Here is a 14,416-nt window from a genome sequence, read left to right as displayed (position 1 = left end):
CGGATTATGATTACTTTTTGCACCGGAGGAGCATTCATTCATGGAAATGATTGTTACGAATCATCCGACAGCCCGAAATTGCGGATCATACTTTCCTGATTGCGCCAATCCTCCCGCACCTTCACCCAGCACTGAAGATTGACCTTCGTATCAAGGAATGATTCGAGATCGGCTCTTGCCGCGGAAGCGATCCGCTTTAACGACTGGCCGCCCTTACCGATAATCATTCCTTTATGGCTTGCCTTTTCGCAATAAATCGTCGCTTCAATATCGAGAATCGGACGATCTTCGCGTTCACGCATTTTCTCGATAATCACAGCGGTGCCGTGCGGAATTTCCTGCTGCATAAAAAGGAGCAGCTTTTCACGGATAATCTCCGCCGCAATCACGCGCTCCGGCTGATCGGTGAGCGTATCGTCCGGAAAATAGTGCTCGCCTTCCTCTGCGTAATTCGTAAGCTCAGAAAGCAGCGCGTCGGTTCCCTTTTTCTCCGCAACGCTCAGCGGAACGACTGCGTCAAACGGATACAGCGCCGTAAGCTCCGCAATCCGCTCGGCAACCACCGACTTATCCGCATACAAATCGGTCTTGTTAATCACCAGAATCGCCGGAATTTTTGCGGCTTTGATATTTTCAATAAGTGATAGCTCCGATTCGGTCAGCGCGCCGCGCGGTTCGACCACAAGCATGACAATGTCCACGTCCTTGATCGAAGTGGTCACGACGCGGCGCATGGTAGTAGAAAGCTTTGTTTTCGCCTTATGAAAACCGGGCGTATCCAAAAACACAAACTGCACTGCACCTTTTGTCAGCACACCCATAATCCGTGTACGGGTCGTCTGCGGCTTGCTTGTGACAATCGCAATTTTCTCGCCCAGCAAAAGATTCAAAAGCGATGATTTTCCGACATTCGGTTTGCCGACAATCGCGACAAACGCTGATTTTGACTGATTATTCTGTTCCATTTGTTCCTCTGTTCTCTTGTTTCATTTCGTTTTGCGGAATCGGAATGACAAACACGACGACCACCGATAACAGCATCAAGCATAAAAGCCCAATCCATCCGGCCGGTATCGTCATCATCGAATGAAGCGCGGGCAAAAACCGATCAGTCCACACAAATAAACATAGTCCAACCAGTACACTTGCAATCGCCGCAATCAACACAGCACCTGCCGCTGCGTCTTTTGCCAAACGAATGGCAGGATGAATATCCGGATGAAGCCGGTCTGCCAGCGATTCGACCGCCGTATTCGCCGCTTCTGCACCGATCACCAAACCAAAACACAACATTAAAATCGCAAATTCTATTCGGCTTGGCCTAAAAAACAGGCAGAAATAAAGCACCAGTGCAACCGCGCAAAGATGTACCCGCATATTTCGTTCCCGTTTGATACACGAACCGATTCCGTGCGCAGCATATGAAAAGCCGCGCAAAAATCTAATAAATGAGTTCATTGATTATACAATATAGCTTCCCGTTCTTGAAAGGCCAAGCAGCTGCAGCACGTTTTCTTCTTTTTCACGCATCTGACGTGCAGCCAAACCGCCGTCCTCATGGTCGTAACCCAACAGGTGGAACATTGAATGCACGGTCAAGAAGCCAATTTCACGCTGAATGGTATGGCCATACATATTCGCCTGTTCAAAGGCTTTCTGCGCTGAAATCACGATATCGCCAAGCATGTATGCACCGGTTTCCTCGTTTTTATCCCACTCGCCGTTTTCGCCGAGCGGAAATGACAGTACATCGGTCACAGCATCTTTATGACGATACTGTTCGTTGAGCTGTTTGATTTCATGATTCGAAATGAACGAAACGCTGACCTCTGCGCTGCCCTCAAAGCCTTCCGATACCAGCACTGCGTGGCAGCAGCGGCGGATCAGCAAGCGGATTCCGGAGGGGATTTTCACTTCCTTTTGTCTGTTGCTAATCAGTACCTTGAGCTTATCCATGGTTCATCGTTCTCCTTTTTTCTCAAATTTTGCATACGCTTTGATAATTTCCTGTACAATCCGATTCCGGACGACATCCTTGTCATTAAAGAGCACTGTGTCGATATCGTCGACATGTGCAAGCACCTTCATGGCGTCAATCAAGCCAGATTTCCGCGCATCAGGAAGGTCGATCTGTGTCACATCGCCTGTGATCACTGCTTTGGAGTTTGCTCCAAGACGCGTCAAAAACATTTTCATCTGTTCCCGCGTTGTATTCTGTGCTTCATCAAGAATAATAAACGAATCATCCAGTGTACGGCCGCGCATATATGCAAGCGGCGCCACCTCAATCACACCGCGCTCCTGCTGTCTTGCAAAAGCCTCCGCACCGAACATATCAAACAGCGCGTCGTACAGTGGACGCAGATACGGATCAACCTTCATCTGCAAATCACCGGGCAAAAAGCCAAGCTTTTCGCCTGCCTCAACTGCCGGACGGGTGAGAATGATACGGCTGACCTCCTGTGCACGAAATGCGCGCACTGCCATTGCGACCGCCAGATATGTTTTACCGGTACCCGCAGGGCCAACACCCAAAACGATTGTATTGTTCTGAATGCTTTCGATATACTTTTTCTGACCGAGTGTTTTTGGACGAATCGGTTTGCCGTTTGCCGTCACACAAATACAGCTGTCGGAGAGATGCTTCGCACGCTCCACCTGAGATTCATCGGTCAATGACACGAGATACCGCACCGCCTGATCGGTGATCGCCTCGCCGCCGCGCGCCATCTCAAACAGCGCATCAAGTGCGCGGCATGCCTGATTGATCGAATCCGGTTCGCCCGTGATTTTGAGCTGTGTATCACGGCTGATAATCTGCACATGAAACGCCTGCTCAAGCTGATGCACGTGTTCATCGTACGCGCCAAATACCGCCGAAAGAATTGCAGGTGATTCCACTGAGAGTAGTTTTTCTGCCATGATGCCATCCCTTTCAAAGACCATACTCAAAAAAGCACAGAGATTCTGTTGTAAATTATTATATCATACTGTTTTATTTCTTGCAACTAAAATTCTGTACAAAACACACAGTATTTTTACCGTTTCCTTTTTGCAATAAGCGAAATACCCAAAATCTGTCGTGTTTTTTTGCATCAAAAAAGAGGTGCATAAATTCTGCACCTCTTTTTCAGAAGAAAAATATCAAAGCACTTCAATATTGACAAGTTTTATCTCACCATCAATATTCATAAACGACAAACGATAATGTGTCGGATACACCTGATTGATGTTGCCCTGTGCGCGCTTGACGCGATAATCAAACGTGACTTCTGCCGAAAATACATCTTCTGCATATTCCGTATAGTTAAAAAGTTTCACATTTTCCGCTTCAGCGCTGTCATGATCGATATACCAATAACTGGAGTACGTCTTGATCGAATCGTAAAACGCCGTTTCCGGATACAAAAGCGCCGAAACATCTTTCATCTGCGCATCACCGGAAATGAATGCCGCATACGTTTTTGCGGCGTTTACAATCATTTCTTCACGCGATGCTTCCGGTGTTTTGAGCGAATCGGTAATCCGCACAGTGTTTTCTTTTTCATCATAGACAATCTCTGCATTTTCCGCAGTAACGACCGGTGTTGTATACAGTCCTGACACTTCATACACCGCAAGTTTCGGTGCGATAGAATCGTCTTTAAGTGTTTCGAACGGTGTAGGAATCATCTTCTCATCAATCCGGTATGACTCATCCAGCATAACGTCATCCACCGCAATCACAACCTCTTGCGGTGCAATAATTTTCCATGTTCCGCCGCTTCCCAAATCGATTTTTACAGAATAGCTCGAAAAGCCAAATCCAAGTGTATTCGGTTCTTCAGTCAAAATAAATTTGATTTCTCCGTTTTTACCGACCACACGGTAATGACGTTCATTTTCCTGTGTCGATTTCATTTCCAGTACTTTCAGATCTGTCGCATCACCAAGCACTTCTTTGACATACGATTCAAACCGCTCAAATGTAAAAAATGTCGTTTCTTCAAAACCCGATCGTTTGGCTGCTTCTTCATATTGCTGATCCTCTAAAAGCGCTACCACCTGATCCAAGTAATAACGCGGGTCGGAACGCTCATAATTGCCGAGAAAATTCCAAAGCACCAGCAATACCGTGATAATCAAAACAACCATGACGCCCACAAACGTCCACGCCGCTTTAAAGAACGTAGAGTGCGGTTTTTTCTCTTTTTTCGCTGTTGTTTGTTCCTGCTGCATTTTAGATGTCTGGCTCATGTCATGCCTCCTCTTATTTCACCAAAATTGCCGTCGGAATCCGGCGCGGTCCGTACAAAGAAGAGCAAACAGTTTTCAGTTCGCCTTCATAATACATCATAGAAGAAGAGCCGCCATCCAAGTTGCAGGCATTCACCGCTTCAAAATCGATCATAACATCCACTAAATCTTTATGTGTCGCACCAAGGCTGTGCGGCTGACGGCCGTCGATGACCAAGATCAGCACAGAACCGTCTTCACGCTGACCGATTGCTGTACGCGGATTGAGTCCGCCGCCTGTTCCGCTTGATTCCATCGGATTTCCGTTGACAACAAGCGCCGGTCCAAAACTGACTGCATCACGCAGTCCTTTGTCCATCGCCTGCTGACCGGTCATCGTTCCGACATGGAGCATATTCTTTTGGTCAAATCCAACCACAGTAAACGGTGTGTTCAATCCACCGTTTAACAGTTTTCCGTTTTTAATCACAAGGCCTATTGGCATACCGCCGTTTCCAACACCGCCGTCATCGACAAATCCACCGGCATTTACACCGCCGACTGCACCTTCATCTGCAATCATTTGATCGAGTTTTTTGCCGCCCTTGTCTGCGCTGAATGTGTCCGACGAAGTTCCCACCACAACGCGGGAAGGATCTTTGACAATCATCATTTTTCCTTTATAGGTTGCGCCGACCACATCCACAATTTCAATATCCGGCTGACTCTTATCCTGGTTATCCACATTGGTATAATCCTGCTGGCCGACCGTTACTTCACCGTTATCAACAATTCCGTTCGCCTCGCGAATTTCTTCAATCTGCGCAGATGACATCACAAGCGGCGGAAAATATTTTAAAAAGCTGGTTTCCATACACGTATTCACAAACAGATCACGCGCACGCGGCGACGGACCGTAACAAATCACGAGCATCGCTGTATAGATGAGCACCAAAATCGATGCCAAAAAGATACCGAGAATAATCGCAGTACGCCCAATGACGCGTTTAACGCTTCCTTTTTTTGTCGACGACCGAATCTTCATCTATGTGTTCTCCTTTTCATTCTTTGTAAAACAAACAGCACAATCGCACAGACAACGACAGCGCCTGCACCAATGCCTATCCACAAAAATACCGGACTGCGCTGTGTTTGCGCCTGGTTTGCATCCTGCTGTTCGGCAGAATTCTTTGTAATCGTCAAATCACCGACGCGTTCCATTGTCTGTTTTGTATCGGTTGATTCCTCGATATTCTCAAACAAATCGCCGCTTCCCGTATCCAATCCGACTGTAGTCCGATACAGTCCGAATTTCCGGCAATCATATTTCCCGCTTTTTTCAACGGAAAACCACTTTTGCTGCGAACGGTGCTGTGCAAATCCTTCGACCGCCATCTCGTAAGCCGTTTTGCCGCCGAATGCAGAAAGCGGCTCGTCTACATCCATCACGAATGCATTTTTTTCGTACAAATGCAAATACGTTTTTGGCACATCGAATGTTCCGTACTTCTGTGCAGAATCGGCAAATGCGTTTGGATCTCCGCTTTGCTCCACCGCCTGCATCAACAAATATGTATTGAGCTGATGCACGCCGTGTCCATACTCGCCGTTTATATCATGCCCGATGACGACTTCCGGCTTAAACCGCCGCAGAAGTTCTACCTGATAGGCAAGCATTTGTTCTGTATCATACAATGTTTTCGCATGATCGAGCGACATCGAATACAAATCGTTAAATTCCGAGATCACAGGATATGCGCGAATCCCGACGGTCCACAGTCCGTTGAGCAGTTCATGCGGGCGATATGGTTCGCCCCAGTGATTTGTCAGATATGCAACCTGCACCTTTTTGCCCTGCTGTCCTGCATAGTATGGCATGATTCCGCCGAAGAAAATGTGCTCATCATCCGCATGTGTCGGCAGCAAAAGAAGGTCACAGTCGTCATACGGTTTGTTCCAGTCCTGTACAAAATCAGGAAGCGCGCCTTTTGAAAATGCATATACGTCACACAGAATAGATTCCGACAGATAAATCGTAAGCTCTGTCTGCGGATTTGGAATATAGATGGTTTCATGCAAAAATCCGTTTTCACCGCAGTGAATGATCGTTTCTCCGCTTTGTACGGTATAAGGTGCAGGCGGACGATCAAAAATCAAATACAGCGCACCAATCGGCGTATCAGATGACAGTGTAAGTGTATCGCCAGTCTGCATCTGGATCTTCGAAGTATAGGACGCATCCGTAAGCTTCGAGAGCGCACTCAGCCGGCTGTGCGAAAGTGTCAGTGTATCTGTCAGTTCTTCTGCTGTTTCCGATGCCGCAAACACAGACTGCGGCACAGCGGATAAACAAAGCAATCCAATAAGCAATATGCAAAAAATCCGATATTTCATTTCATCACCTGCTTGACTGCACAAAGGACACTGCTTCTTTTCGCTGCGCGTTTTAAAATGCCAAAAGCCGGAGCGTTTCTTCCCCGACTTTTTATCGACACACAGGCGTTTTTTATCAATCAGGAAGCCGGTGCAATCAGTTTTTCAAAAAATTCCCGCTGGTTTTCATAAATCGTTTGATATTCCGGATCAGACTTTAATTTCTCTGAATACGCATCAAAGTCAGCAAAACACAAAAACAATTCTTCGCCGGTATCTGAAAAATGAATCAGCTCTGCGGCTGTTGTTCCATCGAGCATATACCGGTCACCCTGCGGTTCACTACTTCCCGTAAACACAGAAATATCCTCAAATTCAATACCGAGATTGGTCAAAAAGTCATGTCCGACTTCATCCAAAAGGAAAATAAAATCTTTCCGGTTTGTCACGCGTCCGGTCAGTTTTGCATAGTTCATTTGCCCAACCTCCGGCGAAACGTTTTGCCCTTCCGCAGCACCGAGTTTAAAAATGCTGACTTCTACTTGTTTTTCGCCGTTTTGGTCATAGTCATCTACAATGCTTTCAAATCCCGGCTCGAACAATGGCTCCAATCCTTCCAAAGATGTTTCCGAAGCCACAACCACCGAGACATCAAACGCAGGACGATTCAGCATCTGAATCGCAACAATTATAATCAAAACCGCAAGCGCTGCGCCAACAACCACAAACCATTTATAATGATACCAAAAATTCTCTATTTTTTCTTTTGGCGTCTGCGGCCCAACATAAGCAACGGTCTGTGCTTCACCGATTTTTCCTTCCGCTTTCTGACGGCGCGCCTCGATCATTTCCTGACGTTCTTTGTTGTATTTTTTCAAATCCGCCATGATTGTGCATCCTCTCTGTTCATCAGTTATCAAAAGATTTTGTTACTCTGCGCATCAAGTTGCCCCGTCATCAAACAAATACAGCAACTGCATTTGTGATCCCCTGATACCAAAACAGCCATTCCGCATATTCGGAGATGGCCATGTTAAGCCTATTATACCCGATATTTCGTTCCTTTTCAAGCATTTTAGCAGGTTTCTTTCGCAATATGCACAAAAACCATCGCTTTTTTACATCTTTTCAGCAGTTCCCCTGACACATGTCAATACATATACGCCGTAAGGCTTCATCAAAAACGACGCAGACGCAGAACATGTGCAAACACTGACACGCTGCGGCTCTTCCACACTGTTTTCCGTTTCCGGCATCTCTGCAAACACCGCATATAACCCAGCCGGTGCATATCCATCCGGTACATTGACGCAGATTTCGGTTTCCTCTCTTGAGAAATTAGCGATCTTTATAATAAGTGTACCATCTTTCGCCACTCCTGCATTCGCCCGGATCTGTGCTTCACCGGTAAATGAATCCACGGAAAACGATGTTTTAAGCATCGTCTGCGGCCGGTTGTTTGAAAACAGCTTCTGCACATGATAAGACGGAATACCGAACACATGGTCATCCGCAAAACAAATGAGATTCACCGGCCATTTCCGGTCGTTGACATGACACAATAACGGCGCATACGATGCCATTTTCACCACATCGCCGTTTTCTTCCATGTGAATCAAAAATGCCGCTTCTGCGCATGCCGCCGCCATATTGCCCCGTCCTGCTTCCTGATTGGCTGCATATTCTCCGACATACACGCCTTTTCCGTTTCGCGGATACCGGTCATATCGGTCTGTCATCACCAAAAAGCGCTCCGGCGTCACATAAAAATGCTCATCAATCAAATCATATTCCGGATGCACATCACTGCGCTGTGCACCATAGTCATTGATGATGTAAACAAGCGAGGGGAACCGCTGTTTGAGCGTATCAATAAAGAGCCCGTACCGTGCAAGGTATTCGTCTCCCCAGTTTTCGTTTCCGATTTCAACATATGCAAGCGGAAACGGTTCTGGATGTCCGGCCTCTGCGCGCCGTGCTGCCCACACGCTTGTATTCGGATCACCGATGGCATATTCAATCGCGTGAATCGCTTCCTGCAAAAAGGATTCCACCTGCTCTTTTGTGCCATACTCCGCCTGACGTGCCTGACACGACATGCCGCAGTTTACAACATACATCGCCTTTGCGCCGATATCTTCACAAAACGTCAGATATTCATGATACCCGATACCGTCGGTACGCCGGTATCCCCACAGATTATATTTCCCGGGACGATCCTCCACAGGACCCAATGTATCGGCAAACGAAAACGCATTGCTCAAATTGATGCCCTCGACGATGCATCCGCCGGGAAACCGGAAAAAGGACGGCGACAAATCGGCGATCATCTGTGCGATATGCGGTTTCATACCGTTTTCTCTTGCCCAGAATGTATCTTTCGGAAACAAGGATACGAAGTCAAGCATCAAAACACCGTCGCAGCCAGCCGTTAATCCAAGTCTGCATCCGCTTGCGCGGCGGGAAACCGTGAGTGTTGTTTCAATTTTTGAAAACGATTCACCGATTCCGCTCACCTGTGCTTCAGCCGCTGTTTCACCATAAGGCGTTTCCACGAATGCACGAACAGACGAAATCGTTCCGCGTGCAATCACAGTGAGCCGATACGTTCCCGGATGCACGGTCATTCCCCAGTATCCTGTATTATACACGGTGACTTCGCCGCAATCGGTTTGGCTTGCTGTGAGTTTTAGCTGATTCGGCACACGCTCGTTACGCGGCGACTGCGTTGTCCCCTGCATTTCACCTTTGGCATGTCCCGTCACATGAAGCCGCCATCCCGGCAAGGGATCATCCATCGGCCAGGGTTCCACATGTCCGTTTTCTGTTACGGCGCGTCCTTGATACCATGCAGTATGCTCCGGTAAACGTGCATCCATAAAGTTTCGGTTTCTGACAAGCTCCGCATACAGCCCGCCGTCGCCGGCATGATTGATCTCCTCATAAAATACACCGTAAAAATCAGGTGACAGCTCACATATTTGCTGATTTTCGAAAATATCCATCTGCGCACGATTCATTGAAAACGCCCGCTCCTCTCTTTTTTATACATTTTTATTCACTTTTATCATAGCAAAACAATCAAAAAAGTCAATTCTCTTTTTATGTTTTGATAAAAACAACAATGCACAGCAACTGGGGCGGTCGCTGTGCATTATTGTTCAATAGGTATTATTGAGGAGGGGTGAAAATTTATACTTTTAGCTTGCCTTAAAAGTATGGTCTTAGTATAGCACGGGATGATCAAAAGGGTGTTACTCTCATATGAAAAGATCATGAAGATTTAAGCGATAAATTATGATCGGCTGTTCATAAATGAATGATTGACAAACACATGTTCTTTCTTGTATAATAAAATCATAAAGGAAACCAAAAAAACTGTACGGGAGTGAAAACCCATGAAAGAGATTTGCCAAAAAATTTATGCACTGATCAAAAGCGAGGCCGGATCAGCCGGCACACTGAGTGTTCGTGACATCTGCACGCGGCTTCAGATCAAATCGACTTCGACGGTTCACCGGTATTTAAATGAGCTTGAAGAAATGGGACTCATTTGCCGCACAAATGACAAACATCGATACATCACGCTCCCCTCTGCGCCGACATGCCAGGTACCGGTGATCGGCACCATCACCGCCGGACAGCCGATCACTGCAATCGAAGAAATCGAAGGCTACATTCCGCTTGCCGATTTTCACGGTGACAGTTCCGATTTGTTTGCATTAAACGTTCACGGCGACAGTATGATAGAAGCAGGGATTTTAGACGGTGACATCGTCATTTTACGGCAGACACCCGTTGCGGAGAACGGACAGATTGTCGCGGCAATGATGGACGGCGAAGCAACGCTCAAGCGGTTTTATAAAGAAGATGGTCATTTCCGTCTCCAGCCGGAAAACAGCGCAATGGAACCGTTTATTGTGGACGAAGTGGTTGTTCTGGGCACACTTGTTGCACTGTACCGCCGCTACGACTGATTTTATGCTTGCTTTTTTCATGAAACGCGATACAATAAAAGCAGTATCTTATGCATCATGAAATGAGGGATTTTTCATGAAACATCTCAAAAAAATGATTGCACCCATTCTCATTACAGTCATTTCGCTTGCGTATCTGATTGTTTTCGGCGTGATATTTATCACCGTGCCGGGACTTCCCTTTTTGCTTTCGGTTACCGGCGGGATTTTGTGGCTGTTTTTAGCCGGTGTGAGCATTTTTGTATTCGTGGAACGCATCAAAGAAATAAGGAGCGGCGAGGAAGATGATCTTAGTCAATACTGATTACATCACAGGAAAAGAACTCGAAATGATCGGCCTTGTCAAAGGCAGTACGATCCAATCCAAAAACATCGGCCGTGATATCACCCAGAGCTTCAAGACACTCGTGGGCGGCGAACTCAAGGCATACACGGAAATGATGAATGACGCACGCGCACTGGCAACCAAACGCATGGCGGAGGAAGCAGAAGCGCTCGGCGCTGATGCAGTGGTGAATATTCGCTATGCATCGTCCGCTGTCATGGCAGGCGCTGCCGAAGTGATGGCATACGGCACGGCTGTCAAATTCAAATAAAATTGAATTCCACACTTTACAACAGTAAAAAAATATGATACAATATTCGAAAACACAAATGCAATGAAAGGGCTTCGTTGATTCAATATGCCACAGAGAGCCGCGGGGTGGTGGAACGCGGTGCGGACGGAATTGACTTCTCCCCCTGGAGCAGCCGGCTGAAACGTTTTTTTCGGATTAAGTCAGGACGGGGTTCCCGCCGTTATCAAGGGATGGTATTCCAAAACGGGATGCCGTGAGTGGGCGTGTGTTTCGCCAAAAAGAGTGGTACCGCGGAAGTATTGTAACCAAAGCTTTCGTCTCTTGCATAAAGCCGGAGATGAAAGCTTTTTCTTTTTGTTTTCTCCGGCAGAAAGATTTTTTCATGCAAATGAAAAGGGAGGAACACAAAAAATGAAACTTGCATTCTCAACACTCGGATGTCCCGATTTTTCGTGGACAGATATCTATGCCATGGCCAAAGACTTCGGTTTTTCCGGCATTGAAATGCGCGGCCTTGCAGATGAAACATTTTCGATTCGCGCAAAATTATTTGAAGAAGATCAGCTTTTAAAAACAATCGAACAGCTCAAAAAGAAACGACTCGAAATCTGCTGTCTGTCAGCAGGATGTGCACTGCGATTTGCCGAAAAACGCGAGGAAACAATCGCTGAACTGCGCACCTATATTGATCTCGCCGGAAAACTCGGCACCCCGTTTATTCGCGTACTCGGCGATCTGACAGCAGCACCGGTCGACGAGGTTGATGACAGCGTCGTACTCTCGGCTTTACAGGAACTCATCCCCTATGCAGAGGAGAAAAACGTCACACTGCTTGTTGAAACAAACGGCGTCTATGCAAACACAGCACGTCTGCGCGAGCTGCTCAATCAGATCGAAAGCGATAACATCGGCGCATTGTGGGACCTGCATCACCCCTATCGCTATGCAGGCGAATCACCGAGCGAAACCGTACAGAATCTCGGTGCATACATTAAATATACTCATGCAAAAGATTCCGTGATTGAAAACGGCAAAACCGTTTACAAAATCATGGGTGAGGGTGACTTGCCGATGAGCGAAATCATGCAGGCACTTCGTTCCATCAACTATGAGGGCTATGTATCGCTCGAATGGCTCAAAAAATATGCACCCGATTTAAGCGATCCGGGCATCGTATTCCCGCACTTTGCAAACTATATGGAACAGTACATGGACGGCCCGCACGAAATCCGCCGCCTGTACGATAATCACGCAAAAACCGGCAAATATGTCTGGCCGAAAGAGCATTTGATCGATCTCACCTTCCCGCAAGTGCTTGACCGCATGGTCGAAGAATTCCCGGATCAATATGCGTTCCGCTATACAACACTCGATTACACCCGCACGTATTCGGAATTCCGCGATGATGTGGATACCTTTGCACGTTCGCTCATTGCAATGGGCGTTCGCCCGGGCGATCATGTGGCAATTTGGGCAACCAACGTTCCGCAGTGGTATATCACATTCTGGGCAACCACAAAAATCGGTGCTGTACTCGTTACCGTGAATACCGCATATAAAATTCACGAGGTCGAATACCTGCTCCGTCAGTCGGATACCCATACACTCGTCATGGTGGACGGATACAAGGACTCCGACTATGTCGGCATCATCAAAGAATTGTGTCCGGAACTGGAAACTGCACAAAAAGGACGTCCGCTGCACTTAAAACGGCTGCCGTTTTTGCGCAACATCATCACCTGTGAATCGCAGCAGAAAGGCTGCTACACATGGGAAGAAAGCTTGGCACTTGCTGACTGTGTTCCGGTGGAAGAGGTGTATCGCCGCGCAGCTGCCATCAACAAACACGATGTCTGCAACATGCAGTACACTTCCGGTACAACCGGTTTCCCGAAAGGCGTCATGCTCACACACTGTAATGTCGTCAACAACGGTAAAGCCATCGGCGACTGCATGGATCTCTCAACGGCTGACCGCATGATGATTCAGGTGCCGATGTTCCACTGCTTCGGCATGGTACTGGCAATGACTGCGTCAATGACACACGGCGTCACAATGAGCCCGATTCCGGCATTTTCACCGCGCAAAGGTCTCGCATGCATCAATCAGGAGAAAATCACCGCATTCCATGGCGTACCGACGATGTTCATCGCAATGCTCGGACATCCTGACTTTGAAACGACCGATTTCAGCTACATGCGCACCGGCATCATGGCAGGAAGTCCCTGCCCGATTAAAGTCATGCAGGATGTCATTGAAAAAATGCACATGTCCGAAATCTGCATCACCTATGGTCAGACGGAAGCTTCTCCGGGCTGTACAATGAGCAAAACAACCGATTCGATCGACGTACGCGTCAATACGGTCGGCTCTGCGATGTTCGGCGTTGAGTGCAAAATCGTCGATCCGGAAACAAACGAAGATCTGCCGGACAATGTCGACGGCGAATTTGTCGCACGCGGCTATAACATCATGAAAGGCTACTACAAAATGCCGGAAGCAACTGCCGCTGCAATCGACAAAGACGGCTGGCTGCACACAGGCGACCTCGCACGCCGTGACGAAAACGGAAACTACAAAATCACCGGACGCATCAAAGATATGATTATTCGCGGCGGTGAAAATATCTATCCGAAAGAGATCGAAGATTTCATCTACACCCATCCGAAAGTGTCCGATGTACAGGTCATCGGTGTGCCGGATAAACAGTACGGCGAGGAAATCATGGCATGCGTCATCTTAAAGCCGGGTGAAGAGATGACAGAAGAAGAGCTCAAGGAATATGTACTCTCTCATATGGCGAAACACAAAGTTCCGCGATATGTTTCGTTCGTGGACGCATTCCCGATGAATGCTGCCGGAAAAATCTTGAAATACAAGATGCGTGAACAGGCTGTGCAGACGCTCAAACTGCAGGAAGCCAGCCGGATTGAAACCGCATAATCTCTGACTCTTAAATTTATAAAAAACTTCTGAAACAAAACACGTCCGATTGCGTTTGCAATCGGACGTGTTTTGTTAACCTCTCATTTTCTTAACTTCTAAGAACCAACAGATCATATTCATTGGATTCCAATGTCTGTAAGCCATTCTCGGCACGCTGCAAATCAGAACCAGTCTCTATGACATAACGCGATTCCAAATAGCCGGCACATTGCGTGCGGAAATTGGTTTCCCATTTATTGTTTGTCAGCCACGAATACACAGGACCCGTTGTATCTGCCACTTTTGAATAATCCCAAAGCTTCAGCCCATTCACAGCCATCATCGGGG

Annotated in this window: 14 protein-coding genes and 1 other annotated feature; of the genes, 4 read left to right on the top strand and 10 right to left on the bottom strand. The window is 47.2% G+C overall.

Annotation, left to right across the window (positions count from 1 at the left end; all coding sequences use genetic code 11):
• Window positions 1–53 precede the first annotated feature (53 nt).
• The 9 genes from era to H6A12_RS05760 form a co-directional block, all read right to left on the bottom strand.
• Window positions 54–965 (bottom strand): GTPase Era, encoded by a 912-nt coding sequence (era, locus tag H6A12_RS05800; protein ID WP_204445795.1) that lies wholly within the window; start codon window positions 963–965, stop codon window positions 54–56.
• Window positions 952–1,458: a diacylglycerol kinase family protein gene (locus H6A12_RS05795; protein ID WP_204445792.1), complete on the bottom strand. Its 507-nt coding sequence runs from the start codon at window positions 1,456–1,458 to the stop codon at window positions 952–954. Before H6A12_RS05795 ends, era begins: the two co-directional genes overlap by 14 nt.
• A gap of 3 nt (window positions 1,459–1,461) precedes the next feature.
• The gene (ybeY, locus tag H6A12_RS05790; protein WP_204445787.1) at window positions 1,462–1,956 is read right to left on the bottom strand and encodes an rRNA maturation RNase YbeY; all 495 of its coding nucleotides are present in this window, start codon (window positions 1,954–1,956) and stop codon (window positions 1,462–1,464) included.
• Window positions 1,957–1,959: 3 nt separating this feature from the next.
• On the bottom strand, window positions 1,960–2,922 hold the full coding sequence (locus tag H6A12_RS05785; protein ID WP_204445782.1) for a PhoH family protein: 963 nt from the start codon (window positions 2,920–2,922) through the stop codon (window positions 1,960–1,962).
• Window positions 2,923–3,144: 222 nt separating this feature from the next.
• Entirely contained in the window at window positions 3,145–4,236 is a 1,092-nt protein-coding gene (locus H6A12_RS05780) for a hypothetical protein (protein WP_204445778.1), read from the bottom strand.
• A 13-nt stretch (window positions 4,237–4,249) separates the two neighbouring features.
• Window positions 4,250–5,260, bottom strand: a complete 1,011-nt coding sequence (locus H6A12_RS05775; protein ID WP_204445775.1) for a phosphodiester glycosidase family protein — start codon at window positions 5,258–5,260, stop codon at window positions 4,250–4,252.
• Window positions 5,257–6,609, bottom strand: coding sequence for a PIG-L deacetylase family protein (locus H6A12_RS05770; protein WP_204445773.1), 1,353 nt, complete (start codon window positions 6,607–6,609; stop codon window positions 5,257–5,259). Before H6A12_RS05770 ends, H6A12_RS05775 begins: the two co-directional genes overlap by 4 nt.
• A 119-nt stretch (window positions 6,610–6,728) precedes the next feature.
• Complete coding sequence (locus H6A12_RS05765; protein WP_204445770.1) at window positions 6,729–7,475, bottom strand: hypothetical protein; 747 nt, start codon at window positions 7,473–7,475, stop codon at window positions 6,729–6,731.
• Window positions 7,476–7,706: 231 nt separating this feature from the next.
• On the bottom strand, window positions 7,707–9,608 hold the full coding sequence (locus tag H6A12_RS05760; protein ID WP_204445768.1) for an alpha-L-arabinofuranosidase C-terminal domain-containing protein: 1,902 nt from the start codon (window positions 9,606–9,608) through the stop codon (window positions 7,707–7,709).
• Between the two features lie 378 nt (window positions 9,609–9,986).
• Between H6A12_RS05760 and lexA the strand changes: the two genes are divergently transcribed.
• The 4 genes from lexA to H6A12_RS05740 all read left to right on the top strand — a co-directional run bounded on the left by lexA (window position 9,987) and on the right by H6A12_RS05740 (window position 14,086).
• Window positions 9,987–10,565, top strand: a complete 579-nt coding sequence (gene lexA / locus H6A12_RS05755) for a transcriptional repressor LexA (RefSeq protein WP_204445766.1) — start codon at window positions 9,987–9,989, stop codon at window positions 10,563–10,565.
• Between the two features lie 76 nt (window positions 10,566–10,641).
• Window positions 10,642–10,869: a hypothetical protein gene (locus tag H6A12_RS05750; protein WP_204445763.1), complete on the top strand. Its 228-nt coding sequence runs from the start codon at window positions 10,642–10,644 to the stop codon at window positions 10,867–10,869.
• Entirely contained in the window at window positions 10,850–11,161 is a 312-nt protein-coding gene (locus tag H6A12_RS05745) for a YbjQ family protein (RefSeq protein ID WP_204445761.1), read from the top strand. The genes H6A12_RS05750 and H6A12_RS05745 overlap by 20 nt, the downstream gene beginning before the upstream one ends.
• Window positions 11,162–11,215: 54 nt before the next feature.
• Window positions 11,216–11,468 (top strand) — a binding site (T-box leader).
• 86 nt (window positions 11,469–11,554) lie between these two features.
• Entirely contained in the window at window positions 11,555–14,086 is a 2,532-nt protein-coding gene (locus H6A12_RS05740; RefSeq protein ID WP_204445759.1) for an AMP-binding protein, read from the top strand.
• 91 nt (window positions 14,087–14,177) lie between these two features.
• Here H6A12_RS05740 and H6A12_RS05735 read toward each other — a convergent pair whose 3' ends face one another.
• Entirely contained in the window at window positions 14,178–14,411 is a 234-nt protein-coding gene (locus tag H6A12_RS05735) for a hypothetical protein (protein ID WP_204445757.1), read from the bottom strand.
• Between the last annotated feature and the right edge of the window lie 5 nt (window positions 14,412–14,416).

The organism is Merdimmobilis hominis, from assembly GCF_016901855.1.
Lineage (GTDB): Bacteria > Bacillota > Clostridia > Oscillospirales > Ruminococcaceae > Paludihabitans.
The sequence above is the reverse complement of the archived record's forward strand: the minus strand, read 5'-3'. Positions and strand labels throughout refer to the sequence as shown.

Excerpts from the sequence above, each read along its gene's own strand:
- era (WP_204445795.1), bottom strand. The coding sequence starts at position 965 with ATGGAACAGAATAATCAGTCAAAATCAGCGTTTGTCGCGATTGTCGGC.
- H6A12_RS05795 (WP_204445792.1), bottom strand. The coding sequence starts at position 1,458 with ATGAACTCATTTATTAGATTTTTGCGCGGCTTTTCATATGCTGCGCAC.
- H6A12_RS05770 (WP_204445773.1), bottom strand. The coding sequence starts at position 6,609 with ATGAAATATCGGATTTTTTGCATATTGCTTATTGGATTGCTTTGTTTA.
- H6A12_RS05745 (WP_204445761.1), top strand. The coding sequence starts at position 10,850 with ATGATCTTAGTCAATACTGATTACATCACAGGAAAAGAACTCGAAATG.
- H6A12_RS05750 (WP_204445763.1), top strand. The coding sequence starts at position 10,642 with ATGAAACATCTCAAAAAAATGATTGCACCCATTCTCATTACAGTCATT.
- H6A12_RS05765 (WP_204445770.1), bottom strand. The coding sequence starts at position 7,475 with ATGGCGGATTTGAAAAAATACAACAAAGAACGTCAGGAAATGATCGAG.
- H6A12_RS05735 (WP_204445757.1), bottom strand. The coding sequence starts at position 14,411 with ATGATGGCTGTGAATGGGCTGAAGCTTTGGGATTATTCAAAAGTGGCA.
- H6A12_RS05780 (WP_204445778.1), bottom strand. The coding sequence starts at position 4,236 with ATGAGCCAGACATCTAAAATGCAGCAGGAACAAACAACAGCGAAAAAA.
- H6A12_RS05775 (WP_204445775.1), bottom strand. The coding sequence starts at position 5,260 with ATGAAGATTCGGTCGTCGACAAAAAAAGGAAGCGTTAAACGCGTCATT.
- ybeY (WP_204445787.1), bottom strand. The coding sequence starts at position 1,956 with ATGGATAAGCTCAAGGTACTGATTAGCAACAGACAAAAGGAAGTGAAA.
- H6A12_RS05760 (WP_204445768.1), bottom strand. The coding sequence starts at position 9,608 with ATGAATCGTGCGCAGATGGATATTTTCGAAAATCAGCAAATATGTGAG.
- lexA (WP_204445766.1), top strand. The coding sequence starts at position 9,987 with ATGAAAGAGATTTGCCAAAAAATTTATGCACTGATCAAAAGCGAGGCC.
- H6A12_RS05740 (WP_204445759.1), top strand. The coding sequence starts at position 11,555 with ATGAAACTTGCATTCTCAACACTCGGATGTCCCGATTTTTCGTGGACA.
- H6A12_RS05785 (WP_204445782.1), bottom strand. The coding sequence starts at position 2,922 with ATGGCAGAAAAACTACTCTCAGTGGAATCACCTGCAATTCTTTCGGCG.